The following is a 16,060-nucleotide window of genomic DNA, read 5'->3' on the forward strand; positions in this document are numbered from 1 at the left end:
TTGATGAGCATCCGCCGGGCGGACTCGCGCCCCGCACCAGACGTATAGAACGCGGTCTATATGCATTCAGGGTGAACGGGGCCGGGCGCCCACATGACAAATAGATCGCCATCTATGCAACTGGTTGGGGTGACCACTGTCGTTAGCCAGGAGTTCACTTGACCGCAGAATCGATCACCGTCAATATAGACGTATGTCGAAACAACAGGTGGAGCCTGACGCTCCGTGCTGCTCCCCTCTAGTGCGCGAGCCGCTGACCGAGGACTGGGCCGGCGATCTGGCCCGGATGTTCAAAGCTCTCGGCGACCCGGTACGTCTGCGGTTGCTGAGTTTGGTGGCCAGCCACGAAGGTGGTGAGGCGTGCGTCTGCGATATTTCCGAGTCGTTCGATCTGTCTCAGCCGACCATCTCCCACCACCTGAAGGTGTTGCGGTCGGCGGGCCTGCTGGACTGCCAGCGCCGCGGCACCTGGGTGTACTACTGGGTGATTCCCGCGGCCCTGCAACAGCTCTCCGCTGTCCTGGGTGAGCCTGCCGTTGCTTTGCAGGCCCCCTCGGACGAGGTGTCGGCATGAGTACCACCACGGACCAGCCGGCCGTTGTCGGCAAACTCTCCACCCTGGACCGCTACCTGCCGGTGTGGATCGGCGTGGCCATGGTCGCCGGCCTGCTGCTGGGCCGGATGATTCCGGGCCTGGACGATGTGGTGAGCGCAGTCGAGATCGATGGCATCTCGCTGCCGATCGCGATCGGGTTGCTGATCATGATGTACCCGGTCCTGGCGAAGGTTCGCTACGACCGCCTCGACACCGTCACCGGCGATCGCAAACTCTTGCTCGGGTCGCTGGCACTGAACTGGGTCCTCGGGCCGGCACTGATGTTCGCCCTGGCCTGGGTCATGCTGCCCGACCTGCCGGAGTATCGGACCGGACTGATCATTGTCGGACTGGCCCGCTGCATCGCCATGGTCATCATCTGGAACGACCTGGCCTGCGGTGATCGTGAAGCTGCAGCCGTGCTGGTGGCGATCAACTCGGTCTTCCAGGTCGTCATGTTCGCCGTGCTCGGCTGGTTCTACCTCTCGGTCCTGCCGGGCTGGCTCGGCCTGGAACAGACCACCATCGACGCCTCCCCATGGCAGATCGCCAAGTCCGTGCTGATCTTCCTGGGCATCCCACTGTTGGCTGGGTTCTTGACCCGCCGCTACGGCGAAAAAGCCAAGGGCCGCACCTGGTACGAGGAGAAGTTCCTGCCCCGCATCGGCCCGTGGGCGCTGTACGGGTTGCTGTTCACCATCGTCATCCTGTTCGCACTGCAAGGTGACCAGATCACCTCCAAACCCTGGGACGTGGTGCGCATCGCGCTGCCGCTGCTGGTGTACTTCGCCGTCATGTGGGGCGGCGGCTACGCCCTCGGAGCGGTGATGGGGTTGGGGTACGAGCGCACCACCACCCTCGCGTTCACCGCGGCGGGCAACAACTTCGAACTCGCGATCGCCGTCGCGATCGCTACCTACGGCGTCACCTCCGGGCAAGCCCTCGCCGGTGTGGTCGGCCCGCTCATCGAGGTCCCGGTCCTGGTCGGGTTGGTGTACGTCTCTCTGGCTCTGCGTAAGCGTTTCACCCCGGCACCCTCTGCCATCTCGTCTGTGACCAAGGAGTCTTAGATGTCCGAGCACCGCGCCCAACCCGAACTGCTGATGCCCCAAGCGTTGCTGTCCCGGACCGCCGAGGCCCTAGCCGACAAGTACGAAGGTGTGTTCTCCCCGCAGACGGTGGAACGCTACGTCTTCGAGTCCTACACGGCGCTGCGCCGGACCGCGACGATCTACAACCACCTTCCGTCGCTGGCGGGCCGGTTCGCCACCGACCGCCTGTCCGCGTTGGCCCAATCCACCGGCGCCGCACCCAAAGACGTGCCCGAAGTGCTGTTCATCTGCGTGCACAACGCCGGCCGCTCGCAGATGGCCGCCGCCCTGCTCGATCACTACGCCAAGGGCCGCGTGCATGTGCGGTCGGCGGGCTCGGCACCGGTGGGCGCCATCAGCCCGGTCGTGGTCGAAGCGATGGCGGAGATCGGTCTGGACCTGGGCACCGAGTATCCCAAGCCGCTCACCGATGATGTCGTCGCCGCGGCCGATGTGGTCGTGTCCATGGGATGCGGTGATGCGTGCGCGATCTACCCGGGCAGGCGCTACCTGGACTGGACCCTCGACGATCCCCACGGACAATCCCTCGAGGTGGTCCGCGCCATCCGCGATGACCTCGACACCCGGGTCCAAGAGTTGTTGCGACAGTTGACTGCTGTTCCCGCCTGAACCCGCTCCCACCCCTTCTGCATTTCTCCCTGACGAAAGGTTCTCGACCCATGACCACCACTCCCAGCGTGCTGTTCGTGTGCGTGCACAACGCCGGCCGCTCACAGATGGCTGCCGGATTCTTGTCCCATCTGGCCGGCGACGCGATCGAGGTCCGCTCCGCCGGCAGCGCCCCCGCCGACAGCATCAACCCCGCAGCGGTGCAAGCGATGGCCGAAGAGGGCATCGACATCACCGCCCAGACCCCGAAGATCCTCACCACCGACGCGGTGCAGGCCTCCGATGTGGTGATCACCATGGGCTGCGGCGACACCTGCCCGATCTTCCCCGGCAAGAGCTACCGGGACTGGGTCCTCGACGACCCCGCCGGTCAAGGGGTCGAGGCGGTCCGGCCCATCCGCGACGAGATCAAGACCCGCGTCGAGGCGCTCATCGCCGAGCTCACCTCCCAGCCCACCACCCGCTGATCAACGAACTCTCAACCTGATGACTGTTCAACCAGGAGAACAATGACACCGACCGTGCACGATCTGATCATTGTGGGCTCGGGCCCTGCCGGGTACACCGCCGGGATCTACGCCGCCCGCGCCGAACTGGCACCGCTGCTGTTCGAAGGCACCCAGTTCGGTGGGGCGCTGATGACTACCACCGAGGTGGAGAACTTCCCCGGCTTCCGCGCCGGGATCATGGGCCCGGAGTTGATGGAGGAGATGCGGGAGCAGGCAACACGTTTCGGCACCGACATCCGCACCGAGGACGTCGACCAGCTCGAGCTGCGCGGGCCGATCAAGACCGCCCACGCCGGCGGAGTTGCCTACCAGGCTCATGCGGTGATCCTGGCGATGGGCGCCGCGGCCCGCTACCTGAACATTCCCGGCGAACAAGAACTCCTGGGCCGTGGGGTCAGTGCGTGCGCGACCTGTGATGGGTTCTTCTTCCGGGACCAGGACATCGTGGTCGTCGGCGGCGGCGACTCGGCGATGGAAGAAGCCACCTTCCTGACCCGCTTTGCCCGCAGCGTCACCCTGGTCCACCGCCGCACCGAGTTCCGGGCATCGCGGATCATGCTCGAACGCGCCAAAGCCAACCCCAAGATCGCGTTCCTCACCAACGCCGAACCCATCGAGGTCCTCGGTGAGGGCAGTGTCACCGGGTTGGTTGTCCGCGACACGATCACCGGCGAGCACACCACCCTGGCCGCGACAGGCATGTTCGTGGCCATCGGGCACGACCCGCGCAGCGCCCTGGTCGCCGGCCAGATCGATCTCGACGACGCCGGCTACGTGCAGGTGCAATCCCCCACCACCGCCACCTCCATCGACGGGGTGTTCGCCGCCGGAGACCTGGTCGATCACACCTACCGGCAAGCGATCACCGCAGCCGGGACCGGATGCGCCGCAGCGATCGACGCCGAACGCTGGCTCGCCGACCGCGCAGACACCACCACCAACTCCGTACCCCCGGTCGCCGCCACCGTCTCCTGACCCCCATCTAGAAAGCGTGACATCGATGAGTATCGAGATTTTTGAACCAGCACTGTGCTGCGCCACCGGCGTGTGCGGCGACGACGTCGATCAAGCCCTGATCACCTTCTCCGCCGACATCGACTGGCTTCGCAGCCAGGGCGCCGACATCACCCGATTCAATCTGGCCAGCGAGCCGATGGCCTTCGCTGAGCGCGAACCAGTCACAGCGTTCCTACAGCTGACCGGATCGCAAGGCCTGCCACTGGCATTGGTCAACGGAGTGACGGCCATGACCGGCACCTACCCGACGCGAAGCCAGCTCGCCACCTGGGCCGGCCTGCCCGCCCCTGAGGCCGCTGCGCCCACCGCCGGGTTGCTGACGCTCACCGACACCAGCAGCTGCTGCAGTACCAACAGCGACGCCGAGTCCGGTTGCTGCTGACCGTGTCGCATCTCCAGTTCCTCAACGAAGCGCCCCGGTTTCTGTTCTTCACCGGCAAAGGTGGGGTCGGGAAAACCTCCCTCGCCTGCGCATCAGCCATCACCCTGGCAGGTGCGGGTAAAAGGGTGCTGCTGGTCAGTACGGATCCGGCGTCGAACGTGGGTCAGGTGTTCGGGCTGACCATCGGCAACACCATCACCGACATCCCCGCAGTACCAGGACTGTCAGCGTTGGAGATTGATCCCGAGCAGGCCGCGGCCGCCTACCGCGAACGCATCATCGCACCGGTCCGAGGTTTGCTCCCCGAGGCTGAGCTGGCCACCATCACCGAACAGCTGTCGGGGTCGTGCACCACCGAGATCGCCTCGTTCAACGAGTTCACCACCCTGCTCACCGACGACGGTGCTGCCCTGGCCGGGTTCGATCACGTGCTGTTCGATACCGCACCGACCGGGCACACCATCCGCCTGCTCCAGTTGCCCGGGTCGTGGACCGAGTTCCTCGACGACGGCAAAGGCGACCCCTCTTGCCTCGGACCGCTGTCCGGGCTGGAGAAGCAGCGCAGCATGTACGCCGGCGCGGTTGCTGCGTTGGCCGACCCCGCCCGCACCCGGCTCGTCCTGGTGGCCCGCGCTCAGCGCTCCACCCTGGCCGAAATCGCCCGCACCCACGCCGAACTGGCCGCTATCGGACTGACCACCCAACACGTGGTCATCAACGGCGTCCTGCCACGCCCGGACGTCGATGACCCTCTGGCTCAAGCGATCTTCGACCGCGAGCAACGGGCCATCGCCCATCTCCCCCGTGAGCTGCAGGCGTTGCCGGTCGACTACATCGAACTCAAACCCACCAACATCGTCGGACTGGGCGCCCTCACGGATTTGCTGCGCCCTGCCAGCAGTGATCAGCAGCTCGAGCCAGCGCCAGCCGCCGACGTCGACGCCGCACCGCTGTCAGCGCTGATCGACGAGCTTGAGCCTCAGGGCCACGGGCTGATCATGTGTATGGGCAAAGGTGGGGTCGGCAAGACCACCGTTGCCGCGGCGATCGCGGTGGCCTTGGCCAGCCGCGGCCACCAGGTGCATCTGACGACCACCGACCCCGCTGCCCACCTCGCCGAGACCCTGACCGGACATCTGGACAATCTGACGGTCTCGCGCATCGACCCTGCCGAGGCGACCGAGCAGTACCGCCGGCGGGTGCTGGCCACCAAAGGTGCGCACCTCGACGAACAGGGCCGAGCCACACTGGCCGAAGATTTGCGCTCACCGTGCACTGAGGAAGTGGCTGTGTTCCAGGCCTTTTCCCGGGTCATCAACCAATCACGGCGGACCTTCGTTGTTGTCGATACCGCACCCACCGGGCACACCCTGTTGCTGCTCGACGCGACTGGTTCGTATCACCGTGAGATCGCCCGGCAGATGGGCGAGCAGACTTCGTTCACCACCCCCATGATGCGGCTGCAAAACCCGGACGAGACGAAAGTACTGCTGGTGACGCTGGCTGAGACCACCCCGCGCCTCGAGGCCGAGGGCCTGCAGCAGGATCTGCAGCGGGCCGGCATTACCCCGTGGGCGTGGGTCATCAACAATTCGCTCGCTGCCGCACACCCCACGTCCCCGCTACTGGCCCGGCGGGCGGCCGCCGAACTCGACGAGATCGCGGCGATCACCACCACCCATGACCGTGTTGCGGTCATCCCGATGCTGCCCGCCGAGCCTGTCGGCATCAGCGCACTGGAGAACCTAGCGGCATCGACACCTCACGTCCCTACACCAATCCACCTCTGACCCCCGAGACCCTCAACACCGAAAAGGATTGCCTGTCACCATGAGTTCGACTCCTCGTGTTCTATTTGTCTGCGTCAAGAACGGCGGCAAATCGCAAATGGCGGCCGGCCTGATGACCAAGGTCGCCGGCGACTCGATCGACGTACAGTCTGCGGGCACCGCTCCCGGCTCGACCATCAACGCACTGTCTGCCCAATCGCTCCTCGAGGTCGGCGTCGACATCTCCGCCAACACACCCCGGGCTATTGATCCTGACCTGCTGGCGCAGATGGACGTGGTGGTCACCCTCGGCCGTGAAGCCCAGCCGCCGGTCGTCGACGGGCCCCGCTACGAGAACTGGGACACCGACGAGCCCTCCGAACGCGGCATCGACGGCATCGAGCGGATGCGCCTGGTCCGCGACGACATCGCCGGACGGGTCACTGACCTGCACACCCGCCTCACCACCTAAACCGCCAGGACACATACCTGTGGCGGGCACCCCCACAGGTGCCCGCCACAGTTGCTCTCGTACCAGTGCCCCTAGCGGGCAGCAGCGTCGACCGGCGCGGACTCTGTGGTCCCGCAGCACGCAGATCCCGATTCCTCGGCCGGAGAATGGTTGGTTTCCAACAACTTCGGGGTGGTGCCGAACGTATCGGAATCAGCGAGCACGGTGTAGACCTCCCACTTTTCCCCGGCCGGGCCGGTCACCCACACCTTGTCCTGGGTGGCGAAGCAACACGTCGCGTTGATCTCTTCTTCGGTGAACAGGCCCTCGCCGCTGAGCCGGGCGATCTCCGAATGCACGGTGTCGCTGGACTCCACTTCCACCCCGAGATGGTTGATGGTGCCGCCCTGGCCCGGGTTCTCCAGCAACACCAGCTTCAGGGGCGGCTCGGCCACGGCAAAGTTCGCATAACCCGGCTTGCGTTTGGCCGGAGCAACATTGAACAACTTCGAATAGAACTCGACCGCCTGATCAAGATCGTCGACATTGAGCGCCAACTGCATACGGGACATAACTACCTCCACCTGTGAGACATACATCGAACTACCGTCACCACCCAGAGTGCCGACCTCTTCGACATATGTCAATACCGTGCGTAAGATCGGATCCATGCCCAAGACGTTGCCGGTGATCGACATGACCGCACCCATATGCTGCGCACCCGTCTCGGCCTCCCCGATGGATGACGACGCGGCCCTACAGGTGGCGCTGCGGCTGAAGGCATTGGCGGATCCGGTTCGGATCAAACTGATGTCCATCCTGCTCACCGACGACGCGGGCGAAGTCTGCACCTGCGACCTCGCGGCCGCCGTCGGGCTCTCTGAACCGACCGTCAGCCACCATCTCGGGCAGCTCAAGAAAGCCGGGATGGTCCACCCCGAACGTCGCGGCATGAACGTCTTCTACCGTGCCCACACCGACGCGCTGCAAGCGCTGCGGCAGGTCTTGGACCCAACCTGCTGCCGCTAGCCACCGCAGTGTCGCGAGGAGTCGTTTACCAACTTGTTGGACAGGACCCGCGACGGCTGCACGCCAGTATCTGCTCGTCAAAAGCTCGCCTCCTGGCCTCGAACTGACTGACGTCACCAGCACCATGTCGAGGGCAAGGTAGTCGGGTTACCGAGTGCCGCGGCAGCACCTTGCCTTTTGGTTCATAGTCCGTGCGGATGGATGACAGCTGGTTTCTCTTGGGGTGTCGCGTGCACCACGGCCCAGCAGGTGCGGCAGGTCCAGGACCGGCACGGCGGCCGGCGAAGGCTGTCCCAGCCCACCAGCACCCTGTTGGGGCCGAGCTGGTGCCCGTTCGGACACCGAGAGGGCGGATGGCGGTCGTCGAACACGCTGGACTCCTCACATGAGCCTTCAACTCCTCCGCAGCAGCGATGCTACGGCCAGACACCGCCAGGGCCAGACCAACGACTGTGGCGGTGTTGTCGGGCGGGCATGTGAGACTTGAGGTATGCCATACCCACCTGAACCCGACGAGGGTCAACCTGGACTCGTGCTGCTCTCGACAGGGGCGTACGGCTACCGCTACATCGGCAGTGATGACGTCATCATCATGAAGATGCCTCCCGCACCTGTCGATGAAAAGGCTGAGACCTGACGGTGGGCGGCTCCGACGTGCGGGTCGATGTGCACCAGCTCGCCGGCGACGGGCAGTGGTCCTGGACCTCTCGCCCCGGCGATGGCCGGGCAGCGGCCGAGCACTCCCCCGTCAGCTACGGTTCGGCGCTCGCCGCCATCACTGCCGCCCAGGGCCACTTCGGTCCGGGCGGAGTGACCATCATCGTCTGATCGACCCTGCCCCGGAAGCTCGTTTGGGGTTCACCGCGGCGGGCACACTGAACCCATGCCGCCTGCCCCCTCCCCCATGCTCGCCACCCTGGGAGAACCTCCACAAGGAGGATCTCAGGGGTTGGCGGTGGAATTTAAGTGGGACGGAGTTCGCTGCATCGCCGAAAACCGCTCGGAGACAACGCGTTTGTTCAGTCGGAACTCAAACAACTTTAGCAGCAGCTACCCCGAGTTGGTGGCGGCCATTCCGGACATCCTCGATGGGCGCTCGGCGGTCCTCGACGGTGAGATCGTGGCCCTGGACCCCAAGGGCAGACCCTCGTTTAGCCGCCTACAGCGGCGCATGCACGTACAGAAGCCGACAGGCCAGCTTGTGGCGGCCACGCCGGCGCAGTTTTATGTGTTCGACATTTTGGAGCTGGACGGGCAGGACACCACTCGTCTGCCCTATCTCGAGCGCCGCGAGATCCTCGACGAGCTGGCACTGTCGGGCAAGTCCGTACAGACTCCACCGTTCTGGACGAACGTCGACATCCAGGCCATGCTCGACACCGCGAAAGAACATGGCCTAGAAGGCATTGTGACCAAAAGAGTCACCTCGACCTACCAGCCCGGCCGGCGCTCCCCCGCCTGGAGAGTTAACTGCACCAGGAGAGCCGTAACGGGCTAGGGTTCGACCTAATCCTGGGGGCAACATGGACGCAGAAGCGTCGAATGAACGGTATGCACTCATGGATGGTGTCGTGGAGCTGCCTCGGATCGGTTCGGTCATCTCGGATAGCTCGACTGTGGTGCCGTACGGGGTCGCTGATGCTGACGGAGCTCGAGTCGATGCGATTGACGTGTGGGTTCGAGACCTGGTGATGTGCGATCGCAGCACGAGAACGGTTCGCGCCTACTGCTATTCACTCCTTACGTGGTTTCGCGTTCTCTGGTTTCTGGGTGTCAGCTGGAATCATGCGACCGAGTCCGATGTGGCCGCGATGGTCGGCTGGCTGCGCAGTGCCAGCAATCCTCAACGTCGCCGGTCGCCCGCGTCGACGAACGTGGCTGGGGCAGTCAATCTCAAGACTGGCAAGCCTGAACTCGCGCTGGGATACAGCCCGTCGACGATCAACGTTGCACTTGCTGCGACCTACCAGTTCTACGCCTTCCATGGGCATTCCGGGCAGGGTCCCGTTCTCAACCCGGTGCCGCAGTCCCCACAACGACGACGAGCGTTGGCCCACCGCAGCCCGATCGAATCTCGTCAACGCCACCGTCGGGCGCGGTTGCGGCAGAAGACGGCCGACACCTTACCTCGATCGATACCCGATTCATTGTGGTCCGAGCTGTTCGAGGTTCTACGCGGTCCTCGCGACCGTGCATTGCTGCTGTGTTTCGTCAGCAGCGGCGCCCGGGCCTCAGAGCTGCTAGGCGCGACAAACGGTGATGTGGACTGGGACCATCAACGGATATGGGTGATATCCAAGGGCACCCGGATGCGGCGCCCGGTTCCTGTGTCGCCCGAAGCGCTCCTGTGGCTGGCTGGGTATGTTCACACAGCGACCAACCCCGATGTTGCTGCCCCGCTGTGGCGGACGCTGAGGAAACCTGAACGTGCACTGAGCTATTCGGCTGCACGACGCGTCTTCCAACGCGTGAACGTAGTCCTAGGAACGAACTGGACTCTGCATGACTTGCGGCATACCGCGGCGGTCCGGATGGCAACCGACGGAACGCTCACCCTTCCTGAGGTGCAAACGGTCCTCGGCCATGCTGATCTGCGCACCACCAGCCGCTACACCGTCCCCCGGATGGAAGAGATGGTCGAGACCATGGCTGCGTTCTACGCTCGACCAACCCCCGCGCTGCATCTTCACGCGGACTACGACGCTGCCGACTTCTCGGTGGTGTTCGGTGACTAGATCACGAGGCACGACCACCTCGCGGACGCGTCGCCGCCCTCTGCCGGATTTGACAGAGTGCCTTCGGCATCCACCTGCACCGACGACAACCACGCCGGCCCCCGCGATGCCAAACCTGCCTGCCCCATTCGGGGATCTGTCTGCCGCAGGAGCGGCTGAACTGACAGAAGCGGCGACGCACGCCTGGCCGCAGGCGAAGTCCACGAGACAGAAGCGGTCCTTGTCTATCCGCATGTTCACCAACTATTTGGCGACCTTGCCTGGTGAGACGTGGCAGGAGCGGTGGGTGATGAGCGGGCTCGACTCCGGCGATCGCACCATCACCGATATCACCCACGGAGCTATGAAGAGCGGCTCACATGTCGACGGCATGAAGAGCCTATCCGCGTTGCGGGTGATCTCTCCCAGTGTGGTCGCGCTGCGTTTATTCGACGATGGCCCAGTACGGCGCATCGTTCGGGCCGGCGCAGAAAGATCCACTACTCGACGCCTTCTACGTGGAGTTGGGCAGCATCGATGCGCGAGTGATGCAGCGGAACAAGGCTCGCAACGAACTGTGTTTCGCATTGACCAGCCAGCAAATTGGTCTGGTCGACCTCACGCCCGAAGCCCTGATGTTCTACGCGCGAGCTCACATGGACGCCTGCGGTGACAGGGCCTACGCGGAGCGTCCTGGTGTGCATCTCGCGTGGCAGGCCCTGGTCAGGATGGGCCATTTCGGGCCCGGGACGCCAAGCACTCTGGCGCTGGCGCGCGCCCGCCGGCCCCGATCTGTCGAGCAGCTCGTCGACCAATACCACCTCAGCAATCAGGGTGTACGCACCCTGCTGATCGACTATCTCCGGCACCGCAGCAGCGAAGGGATGGATCACAACACCCTCCAAGCCCTGTCCCGGACATTGGCATCAACCTTCTGGAAGACCGTCGAACGAGTATCCCCGGGCCAGCAGGATCTGCACTTGAGCCCCGCCACGTACGCATTGTGGCTTGAGGACGTCTCGGTTGTTCGAACACCGGCAGGTACCCACCCGCGGACCGATCTTCACAACATCCTGATGACGGTGCGCGCACTCTACCTCGACCTGCAAAGCTGGTCGGCGATCGAACCGGAACGATGGGCGCAGTGGGTCGCTCCCTGCCCGCTCCCCGCGTCCGCGACATCCGGGTACAGCCAGGAACGGCGCCGGCAAAGTGAGCGCATCGCCAACCGCACCCGCGAGCGTCAGCCGATGCTGCCTGCGATGACCGCGCACGTCGAGCGGGAACGGCAGGCCACGCTCGAGTTCCTCACTCGGGCGAGCGCCGCGGCGATTGACGAAACCTTCGAGCACGTCGGCGCGCGGTTCACTCGAGTGGCCACCGACCGTGAACACAAAGACTTTGACCGCTCGGGCGCCGCCCGGGTTCGCGTCCGTAGCCATCGCACCGGCGACATCCTCAATCTCCAGATGGCTGAGGACCGCGCCTTCTGGGACTGGGCGCTGCTCGGAGTGCTGCGCCTGGCAGGAGTTCGGCAAGAAGAGCTCCTCGAACTCACCCAACTGAGCGTTCGCCAATACACCCGGCCCGGCGGCGAAGTAGTCGCACTCCTGGTGATTGCACCATCCAAAGGCGATCGCGAACGAGTTATCCCCATGTCGGCGGAGCTCTTTCACATCGTCGCCGCCATCATCGGCCGGCACACCTCCAGCGGCCGCACAATCCCGGCGCTGCAACGATGGGACCCGTACGAATCGACAGTCGGACCAGCCCTGCCGTATCTATTTCAGAACTCGCAGGGACCGGTGGCGCGGTGCAACAGCGTCGGATGGCTCAACGATGCGCTCGCGCGCATCTGCCTAGACGTCGCTGCCGAGCACCCCCAATTCGAGGGACTGCGCTTTACCCCCCACGATCTACGGCGACTGTTCGCCACCGAACTCGTCAACAACGGCCTTCCCATCCACATCGGAGCCGCCCTGCTCGGTCACACCAATCTGCAAACAACCCGCGGCTACGTCGCAGTGTTCAACGAGGACGTGGTCCGTCACTACCAGCAGTACCTCGAACGCCGCCGGGCACAACGTAACTCCGAGGAATACCGCCCCGTCACGCCCGAGGAATGGGGCGAGTTCGAAGAACATTTCGACAAACGTAAAGTCGAACTCGGGACCTGCGGGCGGCCCTACGGCACGCCCTGTGCACATGAACATGCATGCATCCGATGCCCGATGCTGCACGTCAGCCCGGACATGCTCGACCGACTCAACGAACTCGAAACAGACCTGCATGCCCGCCGAGACATTGCCCAGACAAAGGGATGGATCGGCGAGGTCGAGGGCATCGCCCTTACCCTGTCGTTCTTGGCCCGCAAGCGCACCGATCTTGAGCGTCTCTCAGCTACGAAAACAACTGCTTTGGGGCTTCCTGGCGTCGGCGCCCCCGCTTAGCAGTTCCGCGCGGCAACTGTGCGGCTAGCTGCGGCCAGGACCGGACGTGAGGCATGCCTAGTCCGGTGCCCCGTTTTCCGTCGCTGCGCCGATGCGTTACCGCGAACGGTCTCAGGAACTGAACGTCGGCGGTCCGCTGTGTGGTCGTTGCAGTTGTGCGAAGGCGCTTGTTGCCGACAGCGTCTGCAGGGCGTCGAACAGCTGGTCCCCGTCGTGGTCATCGGGAATGGCGGTAAGTACTGGCCCGAAGAAGCACTGGCCGTCGATGCACATGATGGGGCTACCACCGGAGTCGCCGAGGCTGTCTTGGCTTTGCTGGTGTGCCACGCGCACTGCACTGTCGTAGGTGGAGTCGTCGAGGCTGTCGGCGAGCTGGGGATCGAGGCCGCTCTCGGTGAGCGCTTGGGCCACCATCGCTGTGGTGACGTCGGCGCCCTGCTGGTGCACCCGCTGGCCCAGGGCGGTGTAGAGCGGTCCAAGTGCGCTGTCGCCGGCCCGGTCATGGGCGGCGGCCAGGACACGGCCCAGTTGCTGAGAGACTTCGACGTGGTGCCGCTGCCGTTCAGGAACATCTGTGCCCTCGTTGAGCACCGCGAGACTCATCTGCCGCCAATCGATCTCGATGTCGCGGCGCTGCGCGGTGTTGACAAGCCACCGAGACGCGGCCCAGGCGAACGGGCATGCTGGGTCGAAATAGAACGTCACTGCGCTCATCTTTACTCCTTCAAGTGCGGACTGTTGGGTTCAAGCGGATGCTGCGGCTTCCAGCGCAGCGATAGCGGCGGTGAGTTTGGCTGATGCATCGGTGGCCACGGGTTCGAGTTCAGCTTCCCCGGACACCTCAACCATCAGGTCGGGATTCATGGCTTCGACGATCGAGTTCGATGGATTGGCAGGGTCGGTGCGGACCACGACGTTGCACGGCAGAAGTAGTCCGATCTGCCGATTGACCCCCAGTGCGCGGTGCGCCAAAGGTGGGTTACAGGCACCCAGGATCAGGTAATTTTCCATGTCCACGTCGATTTTTGATTTCAGGGTGTCTTTGACGTTGATCTCGGTGAGGATCCCGAAACCCTGCTCGGACAATGCGGCACGGGTACGTGCGACCGCCTCGTCGAACGGGACGGTTAGAACGGTGGAGATGGACAGTGACATAACAGCTTTCCTTCCGGGTGGGGTTTCGTGTTCGGATCTAGTGGAGTTCGGCGCGGCGCGGTAGTCCGAGGCGGTGCATGAGCAGGCTGGCCGGGGCACCAGCCGACGGCGGCGAAGAGCAGCAGGTTCAGTGCTACGAAGGCGGTCAGCAGCAGCCACCAGGTCGAGACGCTGGTGGCCAGGGCCAGGCTCGCGAGAATCATCAATCCTGCCAGGAGTGGCACTGCTCGTTCGACGGTCCACGTGGGTGCGGTTGTTCGTCTGTTCATCGGGTCGTAGGCCTTTCTGGTGGTGTATTCAGTGGGAGAACGAGATCGCGGGCAGGATCTTGCGGAGCCAGGTCGGTGACCACCATGCGGCCCGGCCGGTGAGGCGGAGTAGGGCGGGCAGCAGCATCAGCCTGATGAGTACCGCATCGAGCAGTACAGCCACACCGAGGATGATGCCCATCTCTTTGGGTGGCAACGGGTCTGCCAGTGCGAAGGTGAAGAACACTGCGACCATCACCGCCGCGGCGGCGAAGATGATTCGTCCCGAGTGAGCCATGCCGTCGATCTGTGCAGTGTCGGCATCGCCGGTGCGCTCGTAGTGTTCTTTTGCAGTGGCGAGCAGAAAGACGGTGTAGTCCATGGCGATGGCAAAGATCATCGCGAAGAAGAACACCGGCCCCCAGCCGTCAAGGAAGCCCTGCGGGGTGAACCCGAGCAGCCCGGACAGGTGGCCGTCCTGGAAGATGAGCTTGGCGACACCGAACGCAGCCGCAGTCGACAGGAGGCTGACGACTGTGCCGATCAATGCGATCAGTGGGGCCTGCAGTGAGACCAGGAGCAGGACGAACCCGAGAACCAAGATGATACCGACGATCAGCGGGAAGTAGTCGCCCAGAGCCTGTTGCAGATCGAGGTTCTCGGCCGGGGCGCCGCCGACCAGCGCATTCCCGGGAAGTGCGCTACGCAGGTCATCGACGATGGCGCCGAGTTGGGCATCGGAGGGATCAACTGCGGGCAGTGCTTGCATCATCACGTAGTCGGTGCCGTCGAGCGCCGGCTGCGGCGGGGTGACCATGCTGATTGCGGGTGTCTGTGCAGCTGCGGTGGCAGCCTGCTGTGCCTGGGCCGAGGGTGCGACGATCTGGAGCATGCCGGGGGCGCCCTCGCCCATCTGCTGCTGGACCAATTCGTATCCCTGGCGCACGGGTGCCTCCTCGGGGACCACCGAGATCGAGGGCATGGCGACCTTGAGGCCGATGACCGGGATGGCCAGCGCGATCAGCACGGCCAGCGATCCGAGCGCGAACGGCCATGGGTGGTTGTGCAGAATCTTGCCCCAGCGTTCGAACAGCGGCGAACGGTGTTGCTGGCGTTTGGCGTACGGGAGCGCCGCGGCGTTCACCTTCGGACCCAGTGCACCCAGGGTGGCCGGGAGCAACGTCAACGTGGCCGCGAGGACAAACGTCACCGCCAGCATGATGCCCACGGCCATCGTCCGCACCGCAGGAGCGGGCACCAGCAACACCGCCGACAGGCTCACCAGCACGGTCAGACCCGAGAGCACCACGGCTTTACCGGCGGTGTCCATAGTTTCGGCGACCGCGTGGGTCTTGTTGGTGTGGTTGTTGAGGGCATCCCGGAATCGGGAGACGATGAACAGGGCGTAGTCGATTCCCAGTGCGAGGGCGAACATCATTGCAAAGTTCATGGCCCACACCGAGATCGGCGTGACCTGATTGAGAAGTACCAGACCGCCGGCTGACGCGATGAGGCCGGCGATCGTCAGCAGCAGCGGCAAACCCGCTGCCACGAGCGAACCGAACGCCAACACCATGATCGCCAGAGTCACTGGCCACGAGAACAGCTCGGCCTTGATCATCGCGTCGTGATTGGCCTTGTTGAAGTCGCTCCACAGGGCAGAGGCGCCCGTGGGATACACCTCGACACCATCGCGCGACAGTTCGGTGAGCTCCCCCTTGACCTCGTCGACGGCCCGGACCATGTCATCGGTGTTCGCGTTCGCACCGGCGATCAGGATGCCGGTGTGCTGATCGCGGCTGATCGTCATCCCCGGCTGTGGAGGCACGACATCGCCGAACCGAGAATCATCTACGAAAACAGCCGTCGCATTCGCGATGGTTTCCTGCATCGTCGGACTGTCGATGGTGTCGCGGTCGGAGTGGATGACGACCTGCACCGCAGCCGATGAGTTGCCGCCGAAGTGCTGCTGCGCCAGCTCTCGCACCTGCACCGACTCCGACCCGTTGGCCTGCCAGCC

The 16,060-nt window shown here is 64.3% G+C and carries 19 protein-coding genes; 14 read left to right on the forward strand and 5 right to left on the reverse strand.

The window, feature by feature from the left end:
- The first annotated feature begins 193 nt into the window (after nt 1-193).
- From BFL43_RS04940 to BFL43_RS04975, 8 genes are read left to right on the forward strand one after another with little or no spacing between them, the layout of a single operon-like run.
- Nucleotides 194-574, forward strand: a complete 381-nt coding sequence (locus BFL43_RS04940) for a metalloregulator ArsR/SmtB family transcription factor (protein WP_084891332.1) — start codon at nt 194-196, stop codon at nt 572-574.
- Nucleotides 571-1,665, forward strand: coding sequence for an ACR3 family arsenite efflux transporter (gene arsB, locus BFL43_RS04945; protein ID WP_084891334.1), 1,095 nt, complete (start codon nt 571-573; stop codon nt 1,663-1,665). The genes BFL43_RS04940 and arsB overlap by 4 nt, the downstream gene beginning before the upstream one ends.
- The gene (locus BFL43_RS04950; protein WP_084891336.1) at nt 1,666-2,316 is read left to right on the forward strand and encodes an arsenate reductase ArsC; all 651 of its coding nucleotides are present in this window, start codon (nt 1,666-1,668) and stop codon (nt 2,314-2,316) included.
- Between the two features lie 50 nt (nt 2,317-2,366).
- Entirely contained in the window at nt 2,367-2,783 is a 417-nt protein-coding gene (locus tag BFL43_RS04955; RefSeq protein ID WP_084891338.1) for an arsenate reductase ArsC, read from the forward strand.
- Nucleotides 2,784-2,825: 42 nt separating this feature from the next.
- On the forward strand, nt 2,826-3,800 hold the full coding sequence (gene trxB / locus BFL43_RS04960; protein ID WP_084891340.1) for a thioredoxin-disulfide reductase: 975 nt from the start codon (nt 2,826-2,828) through the stop codon (nt 3,798-3,800).
- Between the two features lie 25 nt (nt 3,801-3,825).
- On the forward strand, nt 3,826-4,224 hold the full coding sequence (gene arsD / locus BFL43_RS04965; RefSeq protein WP_084891372.1) for an arsenite efflux transporter metallochaperone ArsD: 399 nt from the start codon (nt 3,826-3,828) through the stop codon (nt 4,222-4,224).
- A 2-nt stretch (nt 4,225-4,226) separates the two neighbouring features.
- A complete protein-coding gene (gene arsA, locus BFL43_RS04970) occupies nt 4,227-6,014 on the forward strand; it encodes an arsenical pump-driving ATPase (protein WP_084891370.1) in 1,788 nt (595 codons plus the stop codon).
- Between the two features lie 40 nt (nt 6,015-6,054).
- Nucleotides 6,055-6,465, forward strand: coding sequence for a low molecular weight phosphatase family protein (locus tag BFL43_RS04975; RefSeq protein ID WP_084891342.1), 411 nt, complete (start codon nt 6,055-6,057; stop codon nt 6,463-6,465).
- Nucleotides 6,466-6,536: 71 nt separating this feature from the next.
- Here the strand turns inward: BFL43_RS04975 and BFL43_RS04980 are convergent, their stop codons facing one another.
- Complete coding sequence (locus BFL43_RS04980) at nt 6,537-7,016, reverse strand: ArsI/CadI family heavy metal resistance metalloenzyme (protein ID WP_084891373.1); 480 nt, start codon at nt 7,014-7,016, stop codon at nt 6,537-6,539.
- A 97-nt stretch (nt 7,017-7,113) separates the two neighbouring features.
- Between BFL43_RS04980 and BFL43_RS04985 the strand changes: the two genes are divergently transcribed.
- The 6 genes from BFL43_RS04985 (at nt 7,114) to BFL43_RS05005 (ending at nt 12,637) form a co-directional block, all read left to right on the forward strand.
- Nucleotides 7,114-7,473 carry an Rv2640c family ArsR-like transcriptional regulator gene (locus BFL43_RS04985; protein WP_084891344.1) on the forward strand — a complete coding sequence of 120 codons (360 nt, stop codon included), beginning with the start codon at nt 7,114-7,116 and terminating at the stop codon, nt 7,471-7,473.
- A 490-nt stretch (nt 7,474-7,963) separates the two neighbouring features.
- A complete protein-coding gene (locus tag BFL43_RS28815; protein WP_168176531.1) occupies nt 7,964-8,110 on the forward strand; it encodes a hypothetical protein in 147 nt (48 codons plus the stop codon).
- Nucleotides 8,111-8,112: 2 nt separating this feature from the next.
- On the forward strand, nt 8,113-8,301 hold the full coding sequence (locus tag BFL43_RS04990; RefSeq protein ID WP_084891346.1) for a hypothetical protein: 189 nt from the start codon (nt 8,113-8,115) through the stop codon (nt 8,299-8,301).
- Between the two features lie 121 nt (nt 8,302-8,422).
- On the forward strand, nt 8,423-8,971 hold the full coding sequence (locus BFL43_RS04995) for an RNA ligase family protein (RefSeq protein ID WP_276206090.1): 549 nt from the start codon (nt 8,423-8,425) through the stop codon (nt 8,969-8,971).
- 73 nt (nt 8,972-9,044) lie between these two features.
- On the forward strand, nt 9,045-10,208 hold the full coding sequence (locus BFL43_RS05000) for a site-specific integrase (RefSeq protein ID WP_206186616.1): 1,164 nt from the start codon (nt 9,045-9,047) through the stop codon (nt 10,206-10,208).
- Nucleotides 10,209-10,642: 434 nt separating this feature from the next.
- Nucleotides 10,643-12,637 (forward strand): site-specific integrase, encoded by a 1,995-nt coding sequence (locus tag BFL43_RS05005; protein ID WP_084891350.1) that lies wholly within the window; start codon nt 10,643-10,645, stop codon nt 12,635-12,637.
- Between the two features lie 111 nt (nt 12,638-12,748).
- Here the strand turns inward: BFL43_RS05005 and BFL43_RS05010 are convergent, their stop codons facing one another.
- From BFL43_RS05010 to BFL43_RS05025, 4 genes are all read right to left on the reverse strand, one after another.
- Complete coding sequence (locus tag BFL43_RS05010; RefSeq protein ID WP_084891352.1) at nt 12,749-13,351, reverse strand: DsbA family protein; 603 nt, start codon at nt 13,349-13,351, stop codon at nt 12,749-12,751.
- Nucleotides 13,352-13,381: 30 nt separating this feature from the next.
- A complete protein-coding gene (locus BFL43_RS05015) occupies nt 13,382-13,792 on the reverse strand; it encodes a DUF302 domain-containing protein (protein ID WP_084889826.1) in 411 nt (136 codons plus the stop codon).
- On the reverse strand, nt 13,765-14,061 hold the full coding sequence (locus BFL43_RS05020; RefSeq protein WP_143694995.1) for a DUF2892 domain-containing protein: 297 nt from the start codon (nt 14,059-14,061) through the stop codon (nt 13,765-13,767). The genes BFL43_RS05015 and BFL43_RS05020 overlap by 28 nt, the downstream gene beginning before the upstream one ends.
- 28 nt (nt 14,062-14,089) lie before the next feature.
- Nucleotides 14,090-16,060, reverse strand: a 1,971-nt coding sequence (locus tag BFL43_RS05025) for an MMPL family transporter (RefSeq protein ID WP_084890734.1), incomplete at its 5' end; no start/stop codon positions are given.

Source organism: Williamsia sp. 1135, from assembly GCF_002095395.1.
Taxonomy (GTDB): domain Bacteria; phylum Actinomycetota; class Actinomycetes; order Mycobacteriales; family Mycobacteriaceae; genus Williamsia.